Raw genomic sequence first — 21,166 nt, 5'->3', positions numbered from 1 at the left:
ACGCGTCCTTGAACACCAGGAAACGACTGCGGCTGAGCGCTTTCGTGATGGCCACGACCTCCCACATCCTGGAGGGGCAGTGGCGGCGACCGGACGCCCAGCAGCACCGCTTCGACGAGCTGGCGCGCAGGCTGGAGGACGCGCGCGTCGACGCCATGTTCTTCGCCGACGTCGTCGGCCTCTACGGCAACTACCGGGGCAGCTGGGACATCTTCGCCACCGAGGGGCTGCAGATCCCCTCGCACGACCCGTCGGTGATGATCTCCGCGCTCGGCGCCGCCACCGAGCACCTGGGGCTGGCGTGGACGAGCTCGGTCATCCAGGAGCACCCGTTCAACTTCGCCCGCCGAGCAGGCACGCTGGATCACCTCACGCGCGGGCGCGTGGGCTGGAACATCGTCACCTCGGCGCTGGAGAACTCCCACCGCAACTTCGGGATGCCCGGACTCACCCCGCACGACGAGCGGTACCGTTGGGCCGACGAGTACGTCGACGTCGTCTACAAGCTCCTCGAGGGCAGTTGGGACGACGGCGCGCTGCGGCGCGACAAGACCGCGGGCGTGCACGCCGACCCGGCGGGGATCAACAAGATCCACCACTCCGGCGAGCGCTACCAGGTCGACGGCCCGCACCTGGTGGCGCCGTCACTGCAGCGCACGCCGGTGCTGTTCCAGGCGGGCAACTCGCCTGCCGGGATGGATTTCGCCGCGCGCAACGCGGAAGCGGTGTTCATGTTCGCCGGTTCGCCCGAGAGCGCGGCGAAGGTGACCGGCAACGTCCGATCCCTGGCGAGCCGCCACGGGCGCCGCCCGGAGGACCTGCTGTTCTTCGCCGGTCTGTCGTTCGTGGTGGGCAGCACCGAAGCCGAGGCGCGGCGGCGCAAGGACGACGCGGACGCCTACATGTCCGTCGAGGGCCTGGCCGCGCACATGCTCGGCGGCATGGGCGTCGACCTCGGCGACGCGCCGGTCGACACACCGTTGAAGGACCTCGAGGTCGAAGGCGCGCGGGGGATCCTGCAGTCGATCATCGACTCGGTGCCGGGTGGTTCGCCGACCATCGAGGACATGGTGCGCTACCGCGCCGAGCGGATGCGGCTGGTCGGCCCTCCGGAGCGCATCGCCGACGAGCTGGAACGCTGGCAGGACGCGGGGATCGACGGCGTCAACGTCATCAACCACGTCATCCCCGGCAGCTACGACGAGGTGATCGAGGGCTTGCTGCCCGAACTCCGCCGCCGCGGACTGGCGCAGACCGACTACGCCCCGGGCACCTTCCGCGAGAAGCTCTTCGCCGACTCCGGCCCCCGCCTCAACTCCCGCCACCCGGCGGCATCCCACCGCGGAGCCTTCCGCAACACCCCGCGCTGACCCCTCGTCCGGCCCGGTGGATTCCAATTTCGCGCGAAATTCGAATCCCCCGGGCACTGTGTGACGGACTTGACATGGGAAGACCCTGCCAGGCGTGAGGGTGCATTCAAATTTCGCGCGAAATTCTAAGGTTCCGAGGGGGACTCGAAATTCGCGCGAAGTTCGAATGGCCGCGTCAGCGGGTCTCGGTGGGGTTGATCTGGGAGGAGGGGATCGCCGAAGCGGTCGTGCCCCACTTGTGGAGGATGCGCTGGTAGGTGCCGTCGGCGATGAGCTCGTTCACCGCCGCCTGCAGCACCGGGGCCAGCGGTGAGTTCTTCGGCAGCGCGAAACCGACGTCCAGGCGCCGGAACTCGTTGAGGAAGCGCAGCCCGGGCTGCTGGGTGGTGGCGTAGCGCAGGCCGTTGATGGTGCTCATCAGGACCTCGACCTTGCCCTGCTGCAGCGCCGAGTACATGGCGCTCTGCTCGGCGAAGACCTGCACCTCGTACGGTGCCCGCCCGATCTGGGCGCAGCGGTCCCGGTTGGCGTTGAGCGTGGCCTCGAACGTCGTGCCCGCGCCGGTTCCGATCGTCCGCCCGCACAGCTGGGTGACGTCGGTGATCTCGCCCAGATCGCTGTCCCGGCGGACCGCGAACCCCTGCCCGTCGTCGATGTAGGTGACGAAGTCGATCGTCTTCTTGCGCTCCTCGGTCACGCCGAAGTTCCCGGTCCCCACCTGGAACTTGCCGCTGCCGAGTGCGGGCAGGACCGCCTCGAACGCGGCCTCCCTGCGGTCGATCCGCACCCCGAGCACTCGTGCCACGGCATCGGAGATGTCGACGTCCTGGCCGACCACGGTGCGGTTGTCGGCCAGGTGGAACGCCGACGGGGGAGAGCCGGTGGAGCTGCCGAAGGTCAGCGAGCCGGACTGCCGGACCTCCGGTGGCAGCAAGGCGGCCACGGCCTCGTCCTTCGGAACCGACGACACCACGTCGGTGGCGACGTCCAGTCCGGGTGCGGAATCGGTGGCCAGGCCGGACGAGCACCCGGCCAGCAGACCAGCGGCCAGCAGCACCACCGCGGTTCTCAAGCGCGTGAGCATGAGCGTGAATTCCCTTCTGGGGCAACGTGCGTGGAGGTGGTGGCGTGCCCGGGCGAGGGAAGTGGGAGAGAAACCGGACTTGAGCCGGCGAGAGTTCAGGGATCAACCGCGACACGACGCCGACCACACCAGGGCCAGGTCGATGTGGTGGCGCTTCACCAAGCGGGATCGACGGATCACCAGGCGAGAATCGCCTTCTCGCGCAAGGAGGTCAAGGACGATCAGTCCGTGGGACGCGGTTGACGCCCGGTCCGCGCGAGCTACCGTTGATCCCGGTGGCGGTCGGGCGAGGCTTTCCCCTCGAAGGAGGAAAGTCGCCTCATGACCCAGTCTTCAGTGGCCGAGATCGTGCGCGCGGACGCGGCGCCGACGCAGGTCCTGCCCGCGCGGCACGTCGGCAGGTGGCTCGCGGCTCTCGTCGCGATCGTGGTGTTCGCGCTCGTGGCGCGATCGGTGGCCACCAACCCCCACTTCCAGTGGCAGGCGGTGGCCGCGTACTTCACGTTGCCCGCCGTGCTCAGCGGCCTGTGGCTGACGCTGTGGCTCACCGCGGTGACGATGGTGCTCGGGTTCGTCCTGGGCACCGCGCTGGCGGTGATGCGGCTGTCCGGCAACCCCGTGCTCAACGCGCTCAGCTGGTTCTACACCTGGCTGTTCCGGTCCATCCCGCTGCTGGTGCAGCTGCTGTTCTGGTTCAACATCGGTGCGCTCTACCCGTCGGTGAGCATCGGCCCCTGGTTCTCGGTGAACACCGTCGACCTGATCGGCGGCACCGCCACGGCCGTCATTGGCCTGGTGCTGCACGAGGCCGCCTACGCCGGGGAAGTCGTGCGCGCCGGGATCCTGTCGGTCGACGCCGGGCAGACCGAGGCCGCGCAGTCGCTGGGCATGACGCGACTGCGGATCCTGCGCCGGATCGTGCTGCCGCAGGCCATGCGCTCGATCATCCCGCCTGCGGGGAACATGCTCATCGGAACGCTCAAGGGCACCTCGATCGTCAGCGTCATCGCGGTGCACGACCTGCTGTACTCGGTGCAGCTGATCTACAACCGCAACTACCTGGTGATCCCGCTGCTGCTGGTCGCCACCCTCTGGTACCTGGTCGTCACCTCGCTGCTGACCACCGCGCAGTACTACGTCGAACGCCACTACGCCCGCGGCTCGCAGCGCGAGCTGCCGCCCACGCCGCTGCAGCGGTTCCGCCGAGTCCTGGAGAGGAGGACCGATGCTCGACGTGCGTGAGGTGCGCAAGAGCTTCGGGCAGACCGAGGTGTTGCGCGGTGTGGACCTGTCGGTCCGACGCGGCGAGGTGACCTGCGTGATCGGCCCGTCCGGGTCGGGCAAGAGCACGCTGCTGCGCTGCATCAACCACCTGGAGAAGGTCGATGCGGGCCGCGTCGAGATCGACGGCGACCTGGTGGGGTACCGGGAATCGGGCGGCAAGCTGCGAGAACTCCCGGACCGGCAGGTGGCCCGGCAGCGCGCCGGGATCGGCATGGTGTTCCAGGACTTCAACCTCTTCGGCCACCTGACCGTGCTGCAGAACCTCGTCGAAGCCCCGATCGGCGTGCTCGGCCTGCCGAAGGAGGAAGCGGTGGCGCGTGCTCGCCGGGAGCTGCGCCGGGTCGGGCTCGAGGGTCGCGAGAACGCCTATCCCCGCCAGCTCTCCGGGGGCCAGCAGCAGCGGGTCGCCATCGCGCGCGCCCTGGTGGTGGAACCGAAGCTGCTGCTGTTCGACGAGCCCACCAGCGCGCTCGACCCGGAACTGGTGGGCGAGGTGCTGGCGGTGATGCACGACCTGGCGCGCGCCGGGCAGACGATGGTCGTGGTCACCCACGAGATCGGTTTCGCCCGCGAGGCGGCGGACTCGGTGGTGTTCCTCGACGCGGGCGAGGTCGTCGAAACCGGTCCGCCGGGCGAGGTCCTGACCAACCCGAGGCACGCCCGCACCCAGGAGTTCCTCCAGCGGACGCTGTGATGTGCTGCGGGTCATGAGCGCCCCGGGAACCGCGCGGACGCCACGTCCGACCACCTGGACGTGGGATCGATCGCGAGGAGAGCTGCGGTGGACGAGATCGGTGTGATCGGGGCCGGCGGTGAAGGGCTCGCGGTGGCCGCCTACCTGGCTTCGAGCGGCCACCGGGTGCGGATCTGCACTCGAAACCCGGAGCGGGTGGCCGGGATTCGCGACTCGGGGCGGGTTCGGGTGGCCGGGGAGTGGGACGGCGAGTTCCCGGTCGTCGAGGTCACCGCCGACCCGGGTGAGCTGGCGTCGCGCTGCCGGGTCGTGGTGATCGCCGCGATCACCACCGCCTACCCGGAGATCGCGGCCTCGCTGGCCGACCGCCTCACCTCGGACCACGTGGTCGTGCTGTTCTCCGGGAAGCTCTGCGGCAGCGCGGAATTCGCCACGGCGTTGCGCCGATCCGGGGCGCCGGAGGTGGACGTGGTGGAGACCGACGCGCTGTTCGCCGCCCGGCCCGACGGCGATCGCGGGGTGCGGGTCCTGGGCGTGAAGCGGTGGAACCTGCTCTCCGGGGCCACCGCCGGTGCGGTGCAGCGGCACGCGCCGCTGCTGCGGGAGTGGTTCCCGCAGCTGGAGAACGCCATCAATCTCGTCCACAGAGGACTCACCGACTTCGGGGCGGTCGCGCACGCGCCGATCGCGCTGGCCAACCTCGGCACCATCGACCGGGGCGAGGAGCTGCTGTTCTACCGCGAGGGCGTCTCCGACCGCACGGTCGCGCTGCTCACCGACGTCGAGCAGGAGTTCCGCGCCGTCGCCGCCGCCTACGGCGCCACCCTGATGCCGATGCCGGAGGTCCTCGACCGCTACTACGGTTGCACCACCACCGGGCTGCTGGCGGCGATGCGCAGCGCGCAGCCGTACCGGACCATCCTCGCCCCCGCATCGGTGGACCACCGCTTCCTGCACGAGGACATCGCCTCGACGCTGGTGCCGCTGGAAGCGCTCGCGGACGCGGCGGGAGTCGCGACGCCGATGGTCGGCTCCATCATCAACGTCATGTCCACGCTGGCCGGAAAGTCCTTCCGCCGCACCGGGAGGACCCTCCAGCGGCTCGGCTGGGCCGAGTTGAGCTGCGCGCAGATCCGCCGGGGGCTCACAGCTGCGGGAAGCGGCGCCGTTCGAACTTCGCCGCCAACGCCGGGTAGATCCGCGGCAGCAGTCTGACCATCAGGTCCACCAGCTTCGCGTCGTTGCCGACCAGCACCCGCTCCTTACCGGCCTCGACACCGTCGACGACGATGCGCGCGGCCTGCAGCGGCGGCATCTTCAGCAGCTTCTCGTTGTAGGTGCGCACCCGCGCCTCGTCCTCGGGAGTCACCTCACCGCGTCGCCGCGCGTCCGCCAGACCGGCCGAGGCGATGTTGGTGCGCACCCCACCGGGGTGCACCACCGTCACCTTCACCGGGTGCCCGGCCAGCAGCATCTCGCCGCGCAAGCTCTCGGTGAACCCGCGCACCCCGAACTTGCTGGCGCAGTAGGCGGTGCTGCGCGGCTGGCCCATGATGCCGTTGAGACTGGAGACGTTCACCAGGTGACCGTCACCGGAGGCGATCAGGTGCGGCAGGAACGCCTTGCTGCCGTGGATCACGCCGAACAGGTTGACCCCGAGCACCCGCTCGTAGGTCTCCCAGTCGTTGTCGGCGACCGCACCACCCGCGGCGATGCCCGCGTTGTTGTAGACCTGGTGCACCACGCCGAAATGGGCGGCGACCGACGCCGCGTAGGCCTCCACGGCCTGCCGGTCGCTGACGTCCAGTCCGGCCGAGTGCACCTGCGCGCCCAGCGCGTGGAGCCGGTCCACCGTGTCGGCCAGGCCGAGCTCGTCGACGTCGGAGACCGCCAGCCGCGCACCCCTGCGCGCCAGCTCGAAGGCGATCTCGCGCCCGATGCCCGAACCCGCGCCGGTGACGACGGCGACCTTGCCTCGAACCTCGCTCATCAGGCCTTCTCCTCCACCGGGGTGCGGATGTGGTCGGTGGTCGTCGCCACCAGCCGGTCGATCAGGCCGGGCGCGATGTGGTGGCCCATGCCGTCGATCTCGACGTAGCGGGCGCCCGGGATCGCCGCGGCCGTGGCGCGGCCGCCGCTGACGTGCACCATGCGGTCGGTGTCGCCGTGGATCACCAGCGTCGGAAGGGTGATCCGCCGCAGCTCCGCCGTGCGGTCACCGCTGGCGTGGATCGCGCCGATCTGGCGCGGACGGCCCTCCTTGGCGCTGGTACCGCCGCCGCGCTCCCACAGCCCGGCCGCCCAGGCGCGCTCCAGGTCGTCGTCCGGCGGGAACGACGCCGAGCCGATGTGCCGCAGCATCCACAGGTGCCGCTCCACCGACTCCTCGACGGTGCGCGTCGGGCCCTTGGCCATCCGCACCAGCGTCGACCGCGCCGGCTGGCCGACCGCGCGGGCACCCGTGGTGGAGAAGATGGAGGTCAGCGAGCCGACCCGGTCGGGGTGCCGGGCGGCGACGATCTGGGCGATCATGCCGCCCATCGACATCCCCACCAGCTCCACCCGCTCGAGGCCCAGGTGGTCGAGCAGGCCGACGGTGTCGGCGGCCATGTCGCCCAGGTCGTAGGCGTCCGGCCTCGGCCGGGCGAACAGCTGCCGCAACCGGCCCGGCGGGGGAGCGTCGATGCGCGAGGAGCGGCCCGCGTCGCGGTTGTCCAAGCGCACCACGCGGAACCCGCGCTCGGTGAACCCGTCGACCAGCCGCTGCGGCCACGACGTGAGGTCCAGGCCCAGGCCGGCGATGAGCACCAGCGGAGTCCCGTCCGCCGGGCCGTCGAGGCGGTAGCAGATCCGCGGGCCGGCGGGCAGGTCGACGAAGCGGTCCTCGCTCACCTGGCCACCGCCGCTCGCACCTCGGCGCGGGAGAAGCGCAGCTCGGGGTCGGTGACGCTGTCGGAGCGCAGCAGCTTGACGTCCGAGTGGTAGCTCAGCGAGGTCAGCCACGGCATCCGGTCGCCCTGCTTGGGCAGCTGGTCCACCGCGCGCTGGATGTAGCCGGCGCCGAAGTCCAGGAACGGGCGCTTGGGCATCGCCGGATCGCTGGGCACCGGGCGGCAGATGTCGAGCCCGTAGTGGTCCATGTGGGACAGCAGGCGGCAGAAGTGCTCGCACAGCAACCCGATCTTCAGCGTCCACGACGAGTTCGTGTAGCCGATCGCGAAGGCGAAGTTCGGCACGCCCGAGAGCATCATGCCCTTGTAGGCGATCGTGTCCGGCAGGTTCACCCGCTCACCGTCGACCACCAGCGGGACGCCGCCGAAGGGCTGCACGTTCAGGCCGGTGGCGGTGATGATGACGTCCGCCTCCAGCTCCGCGCCGGAGCGCAGCTGCACGCCCCGCTCGGTGAAGGTCTCGATCTGGTCGGTGACCACCGAGGCCTGGCCCTGCCGGATCACCCGGAACAGGTCGCCGTCGGGCACTGCGCACAACCGCTGGTCCCACGGGTCGTAGGGCGGGTTGAAGTGCGTGTCGACCGGATAGCCCTCGGGCAGCGCCTTGGCGTTGATGAAGCGGATCAGCTTGCGCGCCGCCTTCGGGAACCGCTGGCAGAAGCTCCAGATCAGCCGCTGCTGCAGGATGTTCTTGCGCCGGGCGATCGCATAACCGCGCTCCGGGCCGAACAGCCGGCCCGCGATGTTGGCGACCGCGTCCTTCTTCGGCACCGGCATGATGTAGGTCGGCGTGCGCTGCAGCATCGTCACGTGCGAGGCCGTGCCCGCCATCGCCGGCACCAGCGTCACCGCCGTCGCGCCGCTGCCGATCACCAGCACCTTCTTGCCCGAGTGGTCCAGGTCCTCCGGCCAGTGCTGCGGGTGGACGATCGGGCCCGTGAAGCGCTCGCGGCCCTCGAAGTGCGGGGTGTGGCCCTCGTCGTAGCGGTAGTAGCCGCCCGCGCTGAAGATCCAGCCCGCGCTGAGCCGGTGGCGCTCACCGGTCTCGGGATGGGCGATGTCGACCAGCCAGCGCGCCTGCTCGGTCGACCACTCCGCGGCGACCACCTGGTGGTGGAAGCGGATGTGGGGTTCCAGGGCGTTCTCGGAGATGGTCTCGCGCAGGTACTTCAGGATCCGCGGCGCCGAGGCGATCGACTCCTCGTCCCGCCACGGCTTGAACTCGTAGCCGAAGGTGTGCAGATCGGAGTCCGAGCGGATGCCGGGGTAGCGGAACAGGTCCCACGTACCGCCCGAGGCGCCGCGCGCCTCCAGGATCGCGAAGGTCTTCGCGGGGTGCGAGGTCTTGAGGTAGCGGCCTGCGCCGATACCGGAGATGCCTGCTCCCACGACGAGGACGTCGAGGTGCTCGACCGGGGTTTCGGTGGTGCTCACTGGGCTGCTCCCCGCGGACGGACTGCTGGTTCGTAGAGGAGCATGCCGGTCACCGGCCGACTTGCGCCACAGCGACATGCACCAGGATCATGCGGTGATGGTGCACAACGCTGCGTCCGAGTGGCCGAGGGTGTCCCCGCGCGTGCGGGAGCTGTTCCGGCGGGGAGCCGAGATCGCCCTCAGCCCGCAGGCCGAGTGGATCGAGGAGCTGCACGCCGCCGCGCTCGGCGGGGCCCGGGTGCGGCTGGTCGCCGAGGACCCGGCGCTGGCCGCCGCCACCCGCCGGGCCAACCTGGCCAACCTGCTGCACTGGGCGGCCGCCAACGTCCAGGACCCCGGGCGCCGGGTGCCCGCCAACACCGGCTCCGAGCTGCTCGAAGCCTCCCGCGACCTGGTGCGGCGAGGCCTGGACGAGACCGCGCTGGACTCCTACCGGACCGCGCAGAACGTCGCCTGGCGGCGCTGGATCGAGATCGTCTTCGGACTCACCGACGACCCCGGTGAGCTGCGCGAACTCCTCGACGTGTCGGCCCTGTCCATCGCGACGTTCATCGACGACACCGTCGCCGCGGTCAGCGAGCGCATGCAGCACGAGCGCGACGAGCTCACCCGCGGTGCGCACGCCGAACGCCGCGCCGCCGTGACGTTGCTGCTGGAAGGCGCGCCGATCGGGCGGGCTCGTGCCGAGAGCCAGCTCGGCTACCGGCTCTCCGGGCCGCACACCGCCGCCATCGTCTGGAGCGGCGCGGCAGGGTCCGAGCAGGTCGAAGCCGCCGCGGAGGAGGTCATGCGCGCGGCCGGGGCCGATCACCGGCTCACCGTCATCGCCAGCGCCGCCGCCACGTGGGTCTGGCTGCCCGTGGCCACCGCGCCGCCCGTCGACGAGCTCGCCGCGCGGCTGGCCGAGCACCCCGACGTGCGGGTCGCCGTCGGCAGGCCCGGCACCGACGTGGAGGGCTTCCGCCGCAGCCACCTCGACGCCGCGACCACGCAGCGCATGGTCGCCCGCCTCACCTCGCCGCAGCAGGTCGCCCGCTACCAGGACGTGCAGCTGGTGTCGCTGCTGACCAGCGAGCCCACCCAGACCGAGGAGTTCCTCGCCGACACCCTCGGCGAGCTCGAGCACGCCGACGCCGACACGCGCGCCACGGCCCTCACCTACGTGCGCGAGCTGGGCAGCACCACCCGCACCGCCGAACGCCTCTACACCCACCGCAACACGGTGGTCCGCCGCCTCGCCCGAGCCGACGAACTCCTCCCGCGCCCCCTCGCCGAGAACGCCCTCGCCGTGGCCGCGGCCCTCGAAACCCTCCACTGGCGCGGCACGGGCTAGCCACCCGGTGCAGATGCCCGGTTTCAGCCCGTGTTCGCGCCCGTGGATCGGAAAAAGGGCGGCCGCGGAGGGTTTTCCGCGGCCGCCCTTCAGACGGCTGTCAGAACCAGTGGGCGCGTCCGCCGATGGCGTGGCCGGTGGAACCGGCGATGGCGAACACCGCCCCGAGCACCACGGCGACGATGCCGAGGATCCAGATGATCTGGACGCCGGTGAGATAGCCGACGACGAGGAGCACGATTCCCAGCATGATCATGAGGTTCGTCCTTTCCTCCGGCGTACCGTCCCCTCCCGGCTACCCGCGGGCGTCGATCTCTACTCCTCGAAGCCCGGAACGTTTGCCGACCGCGCCGGCGAGGGAAGCCTGCGGGGCGTCCGACGAGAGCAGGGGAGGGGTCGTGGTGGCGTGGGCGTTCGACCGGGCCGTGGTGACCGGCGGCGCCGGGTTCCTCGGCGCGCCGATGTGCGCGGAGCTGCTGCGTCGCGGCACCGCGGTGCACTGCCTCGACAACTTCAGCACCAGCGGGACCGACAACGTCCGGGAGTTGCGGTCGGACCCGAGGTTCGAGCTGGTCGAACACGACATCGCCCGCGAACCCGTCCACGCCGAGAACGTCGATCTCGTGGTGCACCTGGCCTCGCCCGCCTCGCCGGTGGACTACCTGCGGATGCCGGTCGAGACCATGCGCGCCGGCAGCCACGGCACCGCGCACGCGCTGGATCTCGCCGAGCGCGCCGGGGCGCGCTTCCTGCTGGCCTCCACCAGCGAGGTCTACGGCGATCCGCTGCAGCACCCGCAGCGCGAGGACTACTGGGGCAACGTCAACCCGGTCGGACCGCGCGCCGTCTACGACGAGGCCAAGCGCTACGCCGAAGCGCTGACCTCCTGCTACCGCGCGCACCGGCGCGTCGACACGCGCATCGTCCGGGTGTTCAACAGCTACGGCCCGGGCATGCGCCCCACCGACGGGCGCCTGATCTCCACCTTCGTCTCCCAGGCGCTGGCCGGCGAGCCCATCACCGTCAACGGCGATGGGAGCCAGACGCGTTCACTGTGCTATGTGGACGACACCGTGCGCGGCCTGCTCGCCGTGGCCGCCGGTGACCGCACCGAGCCGGTCAACATCGGCAGACCCGACGAGATGACCGTGCTGGAGATCGCCGAGCTCGTGCGGTCGCTGACCGGATCGTCCTCGCCGATCACCCACCTCGCCGCCGTCGCCGACGAACCGACCCGCCGTTGCCCGGACATCACCGTCGCCGCGCAGCGGCTCGGCTGGCGGCCGCAGGTCGACGTCGCGGAGGGACTGCGCCGCACGATCGACTGGTTCGCCGCGCGGCCCGCCACCGCGGCGGCTGGTTGACGATTTTCCTTGCGCGTCAAAGCGAATGTCCTGGCCCGGTGTTTACGAGCCGCTGCACAGGGTAGCGGTATAGGACAGGAAGGCCTGCGCTCGCCCACGACGGGAGGACGACCGTGCGAATCCTCGGGATCAACGCCGTTTTCCACGACCCGGCGGCCGCCCTCGTGGTCGATGGCCGCACCGTGGCCGCCGCGGAGGAGGAACGCTTCTCCCGCCGCAAGCACGGCAAGACACCGGTCCCGTTCGCAGCGTGGGAACAGCCCGAGCAGGCCGCGGCGTGGTGCCTGCGCCAGGGTGGGATCGAGGCGTCCGAACTGGACGCCGTCGCCTGCTCCTACGACCCGGCGCTGGTGGACGAGATGCTGGGCGGGCTCGACCCGGGCTGGGAGTGGCTGCGCACGACCTTCGCCGAGCGGGCGCCGCACTTCCTGGCCACCGCGCTGCCCGGGATGGACCCCGACTCGGTGGTGTGCGTGCCGCACCACGTCGCGCACGCAGCCTCCGCCGCGCTCGCCGCGCCGTTCGACGACTGCGCGGTGCTCACCGCGGACGGCCGCGGCGAGAGCACCTCGGGCCTGGCCGGGCGCTACTCCGGTGGCGGGCTGACCACGCTGGCGGAGCAGCGGTTGCCGCACTCGCTCGGGCTGATGTACGAGGAGCTGACCGAGCACCTCGGCTTCCGCCGCTCCAGCGACGAGTACAAGGTCATGGCCCTGGCCTCCTACGCCGAGCCCGCGTTCCTGGCGGACTTCCGCGAGCTGATCCGCAGCACCGGCGACGGCCACTACGAGATCGACCGGATCGACTGGGAGCGCTGGGCGCCGCGCCGCTCGGGACGGGAACCGTTGGGGGACAAGCACGCTCAGCTCGCCGCGAGCGTGCAGGCCCGGCTCGAGGAAGTGCTGCTCGACCTCGCGCGGTGGCTGCACGAGAACACCGGCGAAACCCGACTGGCGATGGCCGGCGGGGTGGCGCTGAACTGCGTGGCCAACACCCGGATCGCCCGCGAAGGCCCGTTCGAGGAGGTGTGGGTGCAGCCGGCGGCGGGCGACTCCGGCACCGCGCTGGGCGCGGCCTTGGAGCTCGCGGCGCGGCACGACGAGCCGGTCGCGCCGATGCCCGGCGCCGACCTGGGCCGCGGGTGGAGCGATGAGGAGATCGAGAACGCCTTGCGCACGGCCGACCTCGCCTACGAACGCCCGGACGACGTCGCCGAGGTCGCTGCCGAGGCGCTGGCGCGCGACGAGTCGGTGGGCTGGTTCCAAGGGCGCAGCGAGTTCGGCCCGCGCGCGTTGGGTCACCGCTCGCTGCTCGCCCACCCCGGCAACGCCGACAACGTCGAACGCCTCAACGACATCAAGGGCCGCGAGCAGTTCCGGCCGGTCGCGCCGATGGTGCTGGCCGAGCGCGCCGCCGAGCTGTTCGACCGCGGCCCCGAGCGCAGTCCGTACATGCTGTTCGTGCACGACGTGCGGCCCGAGTGGCGGGACCGGATCCCGGCGGCCGTGCACGTCGACGGCACCGCCCGTCCGCAGACCGTCGACCGGGACCGCGAACCGCTGGTGGCCGGGCTGCTCGACACCTTCGCCGCGCGCACCGGCATCCCGGCGCTGATCAACACCAGCTTCAACACCGCCGGCCGGCCGATGGTCGACAGCCCGGCCGACGCCCTGGAGTGCTTCGGGGCGTCACCGATCGACCTGCTGGTGCTCGGCCCCTTCGTGGTCCGCCGCAGGGGTGAGCGCGCATGACCGCGCAGCACGGTGACTACACCGTGGTCATCCCGACCACGGGCCGCGAGAGCCTCTCCGGGACGCTGGCGGCGCTCGACACCGGGCGCGGTCCCGGTCCCCGCGAGGTCGTGCTCATCGACGACCGGCCCGAAGCGGACGCCCCGCTGCCGCTGCCGCGCGGCCAGCTGCCGATCCGCGTCGTGCGCTCCGGTGGGCGCGGGCCCGCGGCGGCGCGCAACATCGGTTGGCGGGAAGCGGGAACCGAGTGGGTGGTGTTCCTGGACGACGACGTCGTGCCCGCGGCCGAGTGGCGCGAGCAGATCGAGGACGATCTCGACGTCGGCCCGGACGTGGGTGCCTGCCAGGGCGACATCGTCGTCCCGCTGCCGAGCGAGCGCCGCCCCACCGACGCCGAACGCGACACCGCCGCGCTCGCCGACGCGCTGTGGATCACCGCCGACATGGCCTACCGGCGCGAAGCGCTCTCCGCCTGCGGGGGTTTCGACGAGGAGTTCCGCCGCGCGTTCCGCGAGGACGCCGATCTCGCGCTGCGGGTGCGGGCCGTCGGGTGGCGGCTGGTCCACGGCGCCCGCGTGACCAGCCATCCCGCGCGCCCGGCGGGTTTCCTCGCCAGCGTCCGCGCTCAGCGCGGCAACGCCGACAACGCCATCATGCGCCGCAAGTACGGCGAGCACTGGCGCAGGATGATCGGCGAAGGGCCCGGCCGGATCCGGCGCCACCTGGCCACCACGGCGGCCGGAGGCACCGCGCTCCTCGCCTGGGCGCTGGGCGCGCGCCGCGCCGCCGCTCGGGGCGCGGCGGTCTGGCTGGGACTGACCGCCGAGTTCACCGCCCGGCGCATCATCCCGGGACCGGGCACGCCCGCCGAGGTGGCGCGGATGCTCGTCACCAGCGCGCTGATCCCGCCCGCCGCCTGCCTGCACCGGTTCCGCGGCGAGCTGGAGGCGCGCACGAGCAGGCCGCGCACGCCCGCCGCGGTGCTGTTCGACCGGGACGACACGCTCATCCACGACGTGCCCTACAACGGCGATCCCGCCCGGGTTCGCCCGGTCCGCGGGGCGCGGGAAGCGTTGGATCGACTGCGGGTCGCCGGCATCCCGATCGGCGTGGTGAGCAACCAGTCCGGCGTGGCGCGCGGTCTGCTGCGCGACGAGGACGTCGTCGCCGTCAACGCCGCGGTGCAGCGCGAGCTGGGACCGATCGACACCTGGCAGTGGTGCCCGCACGACGACAGCGCCGGATGCGCTTGCCGCAAACCGAAATCCGGGCTGATCGAACGAGCCGCGGCCCGGTTGCGGGTGCCGCCGCGGGCCTGCGTGGTCATCGGTGACACCGGCGCCGACGTCGCGGCGGCCCACCACGCCGGTGCCAGGGCGATCCTGGTGCCCACCGAGCGGACCAGGACCGAGGAGACGACCAGGGCGCTCGTCGAAGCCGAGGTCGCGCCGACCCTCGAGGCCGCTGTCTCCCGCGTGCTGCGGGACGGCCGGGTGCGCGCGGCGACGCGGCGCCCCGTCCGGCAGGAGGTGCCGCGATGAGGATCGACATGGTTTCCGAGCACGCCAGCCCGCTGGCGGCACTCGGCGGAGCCGATGCGGGAGGCCAGAACGTGCAGGTGGCGGAACTGGCGACCGGGCTGGCCCGGCGCGGGCACGACGTCGTCGTGCACACCCGCCGCGACTCGCCGACGCAATCCGAGCGGGTGCGCACCGACGAGGGGTTCACCGTCCGGCACGTGGCGGCCGGGCCGCCCGAACCGATGCCCAAGGACGAACTGCTGCCCCACATGGACGCCTTCGCCGCGCAGCTCGCCGAGACCTGGGCGAGCGCGCCACCGGACCTGGTGCATGCGCACTTCTGGATGAGCGGTCTCGCCGCCCAGCGCGGCGCCGCTGGTCTGGACGTGCCCCTGCTGCAGACCTTCCACGCGCTGGGCCGGGTCAAGCGGCGCGAGCAGGGCGCCAAGGACACCAGCCCGCCGCAGCGGATCGAGCTGGAGGCCCAGGTCGCCCGCGGCGCCGACCGCGTGATCGCCACCTGCACCGACGAAGTCGGCGAGCTCGCCGAGATGGGCGTGCCGCCGGAGCGCACCGCGATCCTGCCCTGCGGCATCGACGTCGACCGGTTCTGCCCGGCCGCACCGCGCCAGCCGAAGCGCGGGCCCGCCCGGATCCTCAGCATCGGCAGGCTGGTCGAGCGCAAGGGCGTGGACGTGGTGATCCGCGCGATGCGCGACCTCCCCGACGCCCGGCTGCTCATCGCGGGCGGGCCGCGGGAGGCGGAGTGGGCCGACGACCCGGAGGTCAACCGGCTGCAGGCGGTGGCCCGGCAGGCCGGCGTCGCCGACCGAACCGAGTTCCTGGGGCAGGTCCCGCACGACGACGCCCCGGATCTCCACCGGTCGGTCGACGTGGTCGCCAGCGTCCCCTGGTACGAGCCGTTCGGCACCGTGCCGCTGGAGGCGATGGCCTGCGGTGTGCCGGTCGTGGTCAGCGCGGTCGGCGGGCACCTCGACACCGTCGTGGACCGCCGGACGGGGCTGCACGTGCCACCGCACGACCCGGCCGCGACCGCACGGGCCGTGCGCGAGCTGCTGGACCGGCCGGGCCTGCGCGCCGAACTCGGAACCGCAGGCGCGCAACGAGTTCGGGCCCGCTACGGGTGGGACCGGCTCGTCGGCGAAGCCGAGGACATCTACCACCAGGTGCGTTCGGCGCAGTCCAGGAGGGCCGCGGTGGCCGCCGCGCCGGGAGGGGGAGCACCGTGATCGAACAGCACTTCCAAGACCTGGGCGCCGCCGCGTGGCACACCAGCTCCGCCGCGCCGAAGCTGCGCGGCTGGGCGGGCACGCTCGCGGACCGGCTCAGCGCCGGAGCACGCCTGCTGACCTGCGGAAACGGTGGCAGCGCCGCGGAAGCCCAGCACCTGTCGGGCGAGCTGACCGGGCGATTCCTGCGAGACCGCAGGCCGTACTCGGCGATCGCGCTGCACGCCGACACCTCGGCGTTCACCGCGACGCTCAACGACTACGGCGAGCAGGAGGTCTTCGCCCGCGCCGTGCGCGCGCACGGGCGTCCCGGTGACGTGCTGGTCGCGTTGTCGACCAGCGGGCGCAGCCAGAACGTGCTCGCCGCCGCCAAGACCGCGCGGGAGCTGGGCTTGCTGACCTGGGCGTTGACCGGACCCGTCCCGAACGACCTCGCCGCCGTCTGCGACGACGCGGTGGCCGTCGAGGCTCCCGGCGTGGCCACGGTGCAGGAGATCCACCTGGCGCTGATCCACGCGCTGTGCGGCGAGTTCGACGCGCTGACCGCTGAGGAGGCACCGGAAACCCGGTGATCACCACGCTTCTCGTGCTGCGCGCCCTCGGGCTGGGCGATCTGCTCACCGCCGTCCCGGCGCTGCGCGGGTTGCGGCGCGCCCACCCGCAGCACCAGGTGCTGCTGGCCGCGCCGGAACCGCTGGGCGCGCTGCTGGACCTGCTGCCCGAGGTGGACGAGCTGGTACCCGCGCCCGGGCTGGCGGAATTCCGCTGGCAGCGGGGTGAACCGGACGTCGCGGTGAACCTGCACGGCAGCGGGCCGGAGTCGGTGCGCGCGGTGTGCTCGACGGGGGCCCGCCGGATCCTGTCCCACCGGCACCCGGCGGCGCCGCCGCTGGCCGGGCCGGTTTGGGAGGCCGAGCAGCACGAGCGGCAGCGCTGGTGCCGGCTGCTGCGGCACCACGACATCGACGCCGATCCGGACGACCTGCTGCTGCCGACGCCGCTGGAGGTTCCCCGCCCGGGGACCGTGATCGTGCACCCGGGTGCCAGTCACGGCGCCCGGTTGTGGCCGGTGGACCGCTACGCCGACGTGGCGCGCTGGGCCGCGGACGCCGGTTCCGACGTGGTGCTCACCGGTTCCGGCGCCGAGCGCGCACGCGCCTCGCGAGTGGCCGAGCTCGCCGATCTCGCGCCGGAGGCGGTGCTGGCCGGGCGCACCGGGTTGCGCGAGCTGGCGGCCCTGGTCGCCCACGCCCGCCTGCTGATCTGTGGCGACACCGGAATCGCCCACCTGGCCAGCGCGTTCCGCACGCCGTCGGTGGTGCTGTTCGGGCCGGTCGCACCCCGCTACTGGGGCCCGCCCGCGGACGACCGGCACATCGCGCTCTGGCACGGCCGCAGCGGTGACACCTTCGCCTCCGAACCGGACCCGGGCCTGCTGGCCCTGACCACCGAGCAGGTGCTCGACGCCGCGCGGAAAGCCGTGCGGGCAGCGTGAATCAGGGCCGCTGGCCGACGCCGGTGCGCAGCTCCTGCACCCTGCCGCCCGGGATCGGCGAGCGCAGCGGTGGCGTGTCGTCGCCGGTGGCCGAGCGCAGGCCGCGCAGGAAGCCCGCGACCGCCGAGGTGGAGTCGTGCACCGGGGTCCAGCCGAGCTCGGTGCGCGCCCTGCTGGTGTCCATGACCGGCAGCCGCATGAACGTCTCGAACAACCCCGGCGACGCGGGCACCAGGTGCAGGTGCCACGCCGCCGACAGCGCGCCGCGCACCAGCCACGGCGGGACCGGGATCGGCCGGGCGTCGAGGAGTTCGGCGAGCTCCGAGGCGTCGATGACCGGGTCGGCGGCGACGTTGAACGCGCCGGCGACCTCCGAGCGCACCGCGAGCCGGTAGGCCTGGCCCACGTCGTCGCTGTGCACGGCTTGGAAGCGCAGTCCGGCGGGCAGCGGGAACGCGGGCAGCAGCTCGGGGCGGGCCAGCCGGTTCGGCAGGAACGGCCCGATGAACAGGCGCCGCTGCTCCTCCGCGGACTCGGGTTTGAAGCAGAACGCGGTGCGCATCCGGACGACCTCGATGTCGGGGTACCGCCGCTCGAAGGAGTCCAGGTAGCGCTCCAGGTAGACCTTCTCCCGGCTGTAGGCGGCGTTCGGCCAGCCGTGCGTCGGCCAGGACTCGTTGACCGGCTGGCGTCCGCGCCCGGGGGAGTAGGCGGCGATCGACGAGGCGTGCACCAGCTTGCGCACCCCGGCCGCGGCTGCGGCCTCGAAGACGCGGATCGAACCGAGCACGTTGTTGCGCCAGGTCGTCACCGGATCGTGCGTGGGCTGGAACAGCCAGGCCAGGTTGACGACGGTGTCGGTGGAGGCGAACCGGCCCACCAGGTCGTCCTGGCAGATGTCGGTGCTCGACCAGTCGACGTCCGCGCCGAGCGCGGACGGCTCCCTCCGGGACAGCGCGGTGATCTCGACGTCCGGGTCCTCGCGCAGCGCTGCCACGACGCTGGTCCCGAGGTTGCCCGTCGCACCGACGATCGCGACTCGCCGGTCGTCTCCGGACGCACTCATGCCCACCTCCCGTGCTCTGCGAGACCTCCCCCTCGGGCTTCCCCGCACGCGGCACCGCAAACGCCCGAGTTTCACCGCGCCTCGAACTGGAAAGGTCACGGTCGTGTCCGCAGGTGAGACGAGCTCCCAGGAATTCGGGCGGATCGCGGTCGGCATCGTCGCCGACCCCGGAGTGCCCACCGAGATCGCCGAACGGCTCGCCCAGGAGATGCCGGACGAGCTGCGCTCCCGAGTCGCCGAGGACGTCGACTGGCGCGTGCGGACGAGCTCGGAAGAGCTCCCGCTGGGCGACGACGGCACCATCGACATGGCCGAGAAGGCCGCGGAGAAGGGGCGCAGCGAGCACTGGGACCTGCTGACCTGCCTGACCGACCTCCCGCGAGTGGACCCGGCGGGCGCGGTGGTCGCCGACGCCGACACCGACAGCGGGGCGGCGCTGGCGTCGGTGCCGGCGATCGGCTGGATCCGGCTGCTGCCCTACGCCCGCCGGGTGGCGGTGCACCTGGTCGGCCTGCTCGCGCGGGAGACGTTGGGGCTCAAGACGAGTCGCGAGGACGACGGGTACCACGCGGGCAGCTGGGGCGTGTTCGGTGTCCGCGTCCGGCAGATCCCGTCCAGCGAGGAGAACGTCGACTCGAACCTGGTGCTGCCGGGACTGCTCGGCAAGATGCGCCTGCTGTTCGGGATGGTGCGCGACAACCGGCCGTGGTGGCTGGTGCCGGGGCTGTCGCGCGCGGTCGCGGCCGGTGCCGGTACGGCGGCCTTCGGCGTGTTCTTCCCCAGCATCTGGAGCCTGGCCGACAGCCTCACCGCCACGCGGCTGATCCTGATCAACTTCTTCGCCGTGACCGCGATGGTCGGCTGGCTGATCGTGCACAACGGCTTGTGGGAGAGCCCCGGCGGCGACCCGGCACAAGACCCGGATGTACAACGCCGCGACGCTGTTGACCGTGACCATCGGTGTGAGCTGCATGTACGCGCTGCTGTTCGCGGTGACCGCGCTGGGATCGGCGACGGTCATCAGCCCCGAGTTCCTCAGCGGTCAGCTGGGCCATCGCGCCGGGCCGCTGGACCACCTGGCGCTGTCCCGGCTGGCCAGCTCGATGGGCACGGTCGCCGGGGCGCTGGGCTCGAGCCTGGAGACCGAGTCCGCGGCGGCGGGCCACCTACAGCAAGCGCGAGCGGGAGCGCCGCGCCCGGCGTCGCCGCGAGCAGCGCGAGACGAGGCAGGTTTGACCCCTCCACTGCGGGGCAATGCCGTCGGGTGACGACGATCCGCCGAGGAGGTCGCTGGTGAGGGCACTGACCTGGCACGGTCCGCGGGACGTCCGAGTGGAGGACGTGCCCGACCCGAAACTGGAATCCGACACCGACGCGATCATCCGCGTCACCAGCAGCGGGATCTGCGGTTCCGACCTGCACCTCTACGAGGTGCTGGCGCCGTTCCTCGACACCGGTGACGTGCTCGGGCACGAGGCGATGGGCGTGGTCGAGGAGACCGGCTCCTCGGTGTCGCACATCGCGCCCGGCGACCGCGTCGTGATCCCGTTCAACATCGCCTGCGGCCACTGCTGGATGTGCGAGCGCGGCCTGCACGCCCAGTGCGAGACCACGCAGGTCCGCGACCAGGGCAGCGGCGCGGCGCTGTTCGGCTACACCAAGCTCTACGGCAGCGTCCCGGGCGGTCAGGCCGAGTACCTGCGGGTGCCGCAGGCCCACTTCGGGCCGGTCAAGGTGCCGGAGGGGCCGCCGGACGAGCGGTTCGTGTACCTCTCCGACGTGCTGCCCACCGCCTGGCAGGCCGTCGAGTACGCCGACGTGCCCAGGGGCGGCAGCGTGGCGGTGTTCGGGCTCGGCCCGATCGGGCAGATGGCCGCGCGCATCGCCCAGCACCGCGGCTTCCACCCGATCGGCGTCGACCTCGTGCCCGAGCGGTTGGACATGGCCTCCCGGAACGGCGTCCGCACCGTCGACGCCAGCGCGCACGACGACGTCACCGAGGTGGTGCGCGACCTCACCGACGGGCGCGGCGCCGACTCGGTGATCGACGCGGTGGGCATGGAGGCCCACGGCTCTCCGGTGGCCGAGCTGGGGCAGAAGGTCGCCAGCGCGCTGCCCGAAGCGATCTCCGAACCTCTGATGTCCACCGCAGGCGTGGACCGGCTTTCCGCGCTGTACCAGTGCATCGACTGCGTGCGGCGCGGCGGCACGATCTCGCTCAGCGGCGTCTACGGCGGCATGGCCGACCCGATGCCGATGCTCACGCTCTTCGACAAGGGCGTGCGGATCGCCATGGGGCAGGCCCACGTCAAGCGCTGGATCCCCGAGCTGATGCCGCTGGTCGCCGACGAATCCGACCCGCTGGGCGTCCGCGACCTGACCACGCACCGCATGCGGCTGGAGGACGCCCCGCACGGCTACGACATCTTCCAGCGCAAGCAGGACGGCGCGATCAAGGTCCTCCTCGAACCCCACTCCTGACCGCGCCGGAATCGGCCGCTCAGCGCTCCGGGCGGTGACCACCCCCGCGGGCAACCCCCCCCCCGCAGGTCACCAAAAGAGGAGGGGCA

19 protein-coding genes are annotated in these 21,166 nt (G+C 72.2%); 13 read left to right on the top strand and 6 right to left on the bottom strand.

Translation table 11 applies throughout. The features are described 5' to 3' along the window. Positions 1-8: 8 nt before the first annotated feature. On the top strand, positions 9-1,370 hold the full coding sequence (locus tag R4I43_RS28790; protein WP_324268843.1) for an NtaA/DmoA family FMN-dependent monooxygenase: 1,362 nt from the start codon (positions 9-11) through the stop codon (positions 1,368-1,370). 175 nt (positions 1,371-1,545) lie between these two features. On the opposite strand, the gene R4I43_RS28785 is transcribed toward R4I43_RS28790, so the two are convergent. Then, positions 1,546-2,442 carry an ABC transporter substrate-binding protein gene (locus R4I43_RS28785; RefSeq protein WP_324268842.1) on the bottom strand — a complete coding sequence of 299 codons (897 nt, stop codon included), beginning with the start codon at positions 2,440-2,442 and terminating at the stop codon, positions 1,546-1,548. 333 nt (positions 2,443-2,775) lie between these two features. Between R4I43_RS28785 and R4I43_RS28780 the strand changes: the two genes are divergently transcribed. The 3 genes from R4I43_RS28780 (at position 2,776) to R4I43_RS28770 (ending at position 5,647) form a co-directional block, all read left to right on the top strand. Next, positions 2,776-3,696, top strand: coding sequence for an amino acid ABC transporter permease (locus tag R4I43_RS28780; protein WP_324268841.1), 921 nt, complete (start codon positions 2,776-2,778; stop codon positions 3,694-3,696). Further along, positions 3,680-4,432, top strand: coding sequence for an amino acid ABC transporter ATP-binding protein (locus R4I43_RS28775; protein WP_324268840.1), 753 nt, complete (start codon positions 3,680-3,682; stop codon positions 4,430-4,432). Before R4I43_RS28780 ends, R4I43_RS28775 begins: the two co-directional genes overlap by 17 nt. A gap of 87 nt (positions 4,433-4,519) precedes the next feature. Continuing rightward, positions 4,520-5,647: an NAD/NADP octopine/nopaline dehydrogenase family protein gene (locus R4I43_RS28770; protein ID WP_324268839.1), complete on the top strand. Its 1,128-nt coding sequence runs from the start codon at positions 4,520-4,522 to the stop codon at positions 5,645-5,647. Here R4I43_RS28770 and R4I43_RS28765 read toward each other — a convergent pair. The 3 genes from R4I43_RS28765 to R4I43_RS28755 are packed head-to-tail and all read right to left on the bottom strand — an operon-like array spanning position 5,577 to position 8,817. Beyond that, complete coding sequence (locus R4I43_RS28765; RefSeq protein ID WP_324268838.1) at positions 5,577-6,422, bottom strand: SDR family NAD(P)-dependent oxidoreductase; 846 nt, start codon at positions 6,420-6,422, stop codon at positions 5,577-5,579. The genes R4I43_RS28770 and R4I43_RS28765 overlap by 71 nt on opposite strands. After that, entirely contained in the window at positions 6,422-7,324 is a 903-nt protein-coding gene (locus R4I43_RS28760; protein ID WP_324268837.1) for an alpha/beta fold hydrolase, read from the bottom strand. Before R4I43_RS28760 ends, R4I43_RS28765 begins: the two co-directional genes overlap by 1 nt. Then, a complete protein-coding gene (locus tag R4I43_RS28755; RefSeq protein WP_324268836.1) occupies positions 7,321-8,817 on the bottom strand; it encodes a flavin-containing monooxygenase in 1,497 nt (498 codons plus the stop codon). The genes R4I43_RS28760 and R4I43_RS28755 overlap by 4 nt, the downstream gene beginning before the upstream one ends. Positions 8,818-8,914: 97 nt before the next feature. Between R4I43_RS28755 and R4I43_RS28750 the strand changes: the two genes are divergently transcribed. Next, the gene (locus tag R4I43_RS28750; RefSeq protein ID WP_324268835.1) at positions 8,915-10,150 is read left to right on the top strand and encodes a PucR family transcriptional regulator; all 1,236 of its coding nucleotides are present in this window, start codon (positions 8,915-8,917) and stop codon (positions 10,148-10,150) included. A gap of 100 nt (positions 10,151-10,250) precedes the next feature. Here the strand turns inward: R4I43_RS28750 and R4I43_RS28745 are convergent, their stop codons facing one another. Continuing rightward, positions 10,251-10,406 carry a hypothetical protein gene (locus R4I43_RS28745; RefSeq protein WP_324268834.1) on the bottom strand — a complete coding sequence of 52 codons (156 nt, stop codon included), beginning with the start codon at positions 10,404-10,406 and terminating at the stop codon, positions 10,251-10,253. 145 nt (positions 10,407-10,551) lie between these two features. Here R4I43_RS28745 and R4I43_RS28740 point away from each other — a divergent pair, with 145 nt between their 5' ends. The 6 genes from R4I43_RS28740 to R4I43_RS28715 all read left to right on the top strand — a co-directional run bounded on the left by R4I43_RS28740 (position 10,552) and on the right by R4I43_RS28715 (position 17,530). Continuing rightward, entirely contained in the window at positions 10,552-11,514 is a 963-nt protein-coding gene (locus R4I43_RS28740; protein ID WP_324268900.1) for an NAD-dependent epimerase/dehydratase family protein, read from the top strand. 113 nt (positions 11,515-11,627) lie between these two features. Beyond that, the gene (locus R4I43_RS28735; RefSeq protein WP_324268833.1) at positions 11,628-13,265 is read left to right on the top strand and encodes a carbamoyltransferase family protein; all 1,638 of its coding nucleotides are present in this window, start codon (positions 11,628-11,630) and stop codon (positions 13,263-13,265) included. Then, positions 13,262-14,806 carry an HAD-IIIA family hydrolase gene (locus R4I43_RS28730; RefSeq protein ID WP_324268832.1) on the top strand — a complete coding sequence of 515 codons (1,545 nt, stop codon included), beginning with the start codon at positions 13,262-13,264 and terminating at the stop codon, positions 14,804-14,806. The genes R4I43_RS28735 and R4I43_RS28730 overlap by 4 nt, the downstream gene beginning before the upstream one ends. Continuing rightward, positions 14,803-16,035, top strand: a complete 1,233-nt coding sequence (locus R4I43_RS28725; protein ID WP_324268831.1) for a glycosyltransferase — start codon at positions 14,803-14,805, stop codon at positions 16,033-16,035. The genes R4I43_RS28730 and R4I43_RS28725 overlap by 4 nt, the downstream gene beginning before the upstream one ends. Next, positions 16,032-16,607, top strand: coding sequence for a D-sedoheptulose-7-phosphate isomerase (locus R4I43_RS28720; protein WP_324268830.1), 576 nt, complete (start codon positions 16,032-16,034; stop codon positions 16,605-16,607). The genes R4I43_RS28725 and R4I43_RS28720 overlap by 4 nt, the downstream gene beginning before the upstream one ends. After that, positions 16,604-17,530 (top strand): glycosyltransferase family 9 protein, encoded by a 927-nt coding sequence (locus R4I43_RS28715; protein ID WP_324268829.1) that lies wholly within the window; start codon positions 16,604-16,606, stop codon positions 17,528-17,530. The genes R4I43_RS28720 and R4I43_RS28715 overlap by 4 nt, the downstream gene beginning before the upstream one ends. A 1-nt stretch (position 17,531) precedes the next feature. On the opposite strand, the gene R4I43_RS28710 is transcribed toward R4I43_RS28715, so the two are convergent. Continuing rightward, entirely contained in the window at positions 17,532-18,596 is a 1,065-nt protein-coding gene (locus R4I43_RS28710) for an NAD-dependent epimerase/dehydratase family protein (protein ID WP_324268828.1), read from the bottom strand. 103 nt (positions 18,597-18,699) lie between these two features. Between R4I43_RS28710 and R4I43_RS28705 the strand changes: the two genes are divergently transcribed. Continuing rightward, positions 18,700-19,893 (top strand): hypothetical protein, encoded by a 1,194-nt coding sequence (locus tag R4I43_RS28705; protein WP_324268827.1) that lies wholly within the window; start codon positions 18,700-18,702, stop codon positions 19,891-19,893. Next, positions 19,890-21,077: a zinc-dependent alcohol dehydrogenase gene (locus R4I43_RS28700; protein ID WP_324268826.1), complete on the top strand. Its 1,188-nt coding sequence runs from the start codon at positions 19,890-19,892 to the stop codon at positions 21,075-21,077. The genes R4I43_RS28705 and R4I43_RS28700 overlap by 4 nt, the downstream gene beginning before the upstream one ends. Positions 21,078-21,166: the final 89 nt, after the last annotated feature.

The organism is Saccharopolyspora mangrovi, from assembly GCF_035320975.1.
GTDB classification, from domain to species: Bacteria; Actinomycetota; Actinomycetes; order Mycobacteriales; family Pseudonocardiaceae; genus Saccharopolyspora; species Saccharopolyspora mangrovi.
Note: the sequence above shows the minus strand (reverse complement) of the source record. Positions and strands in the feature narration are given on the sequence as shown.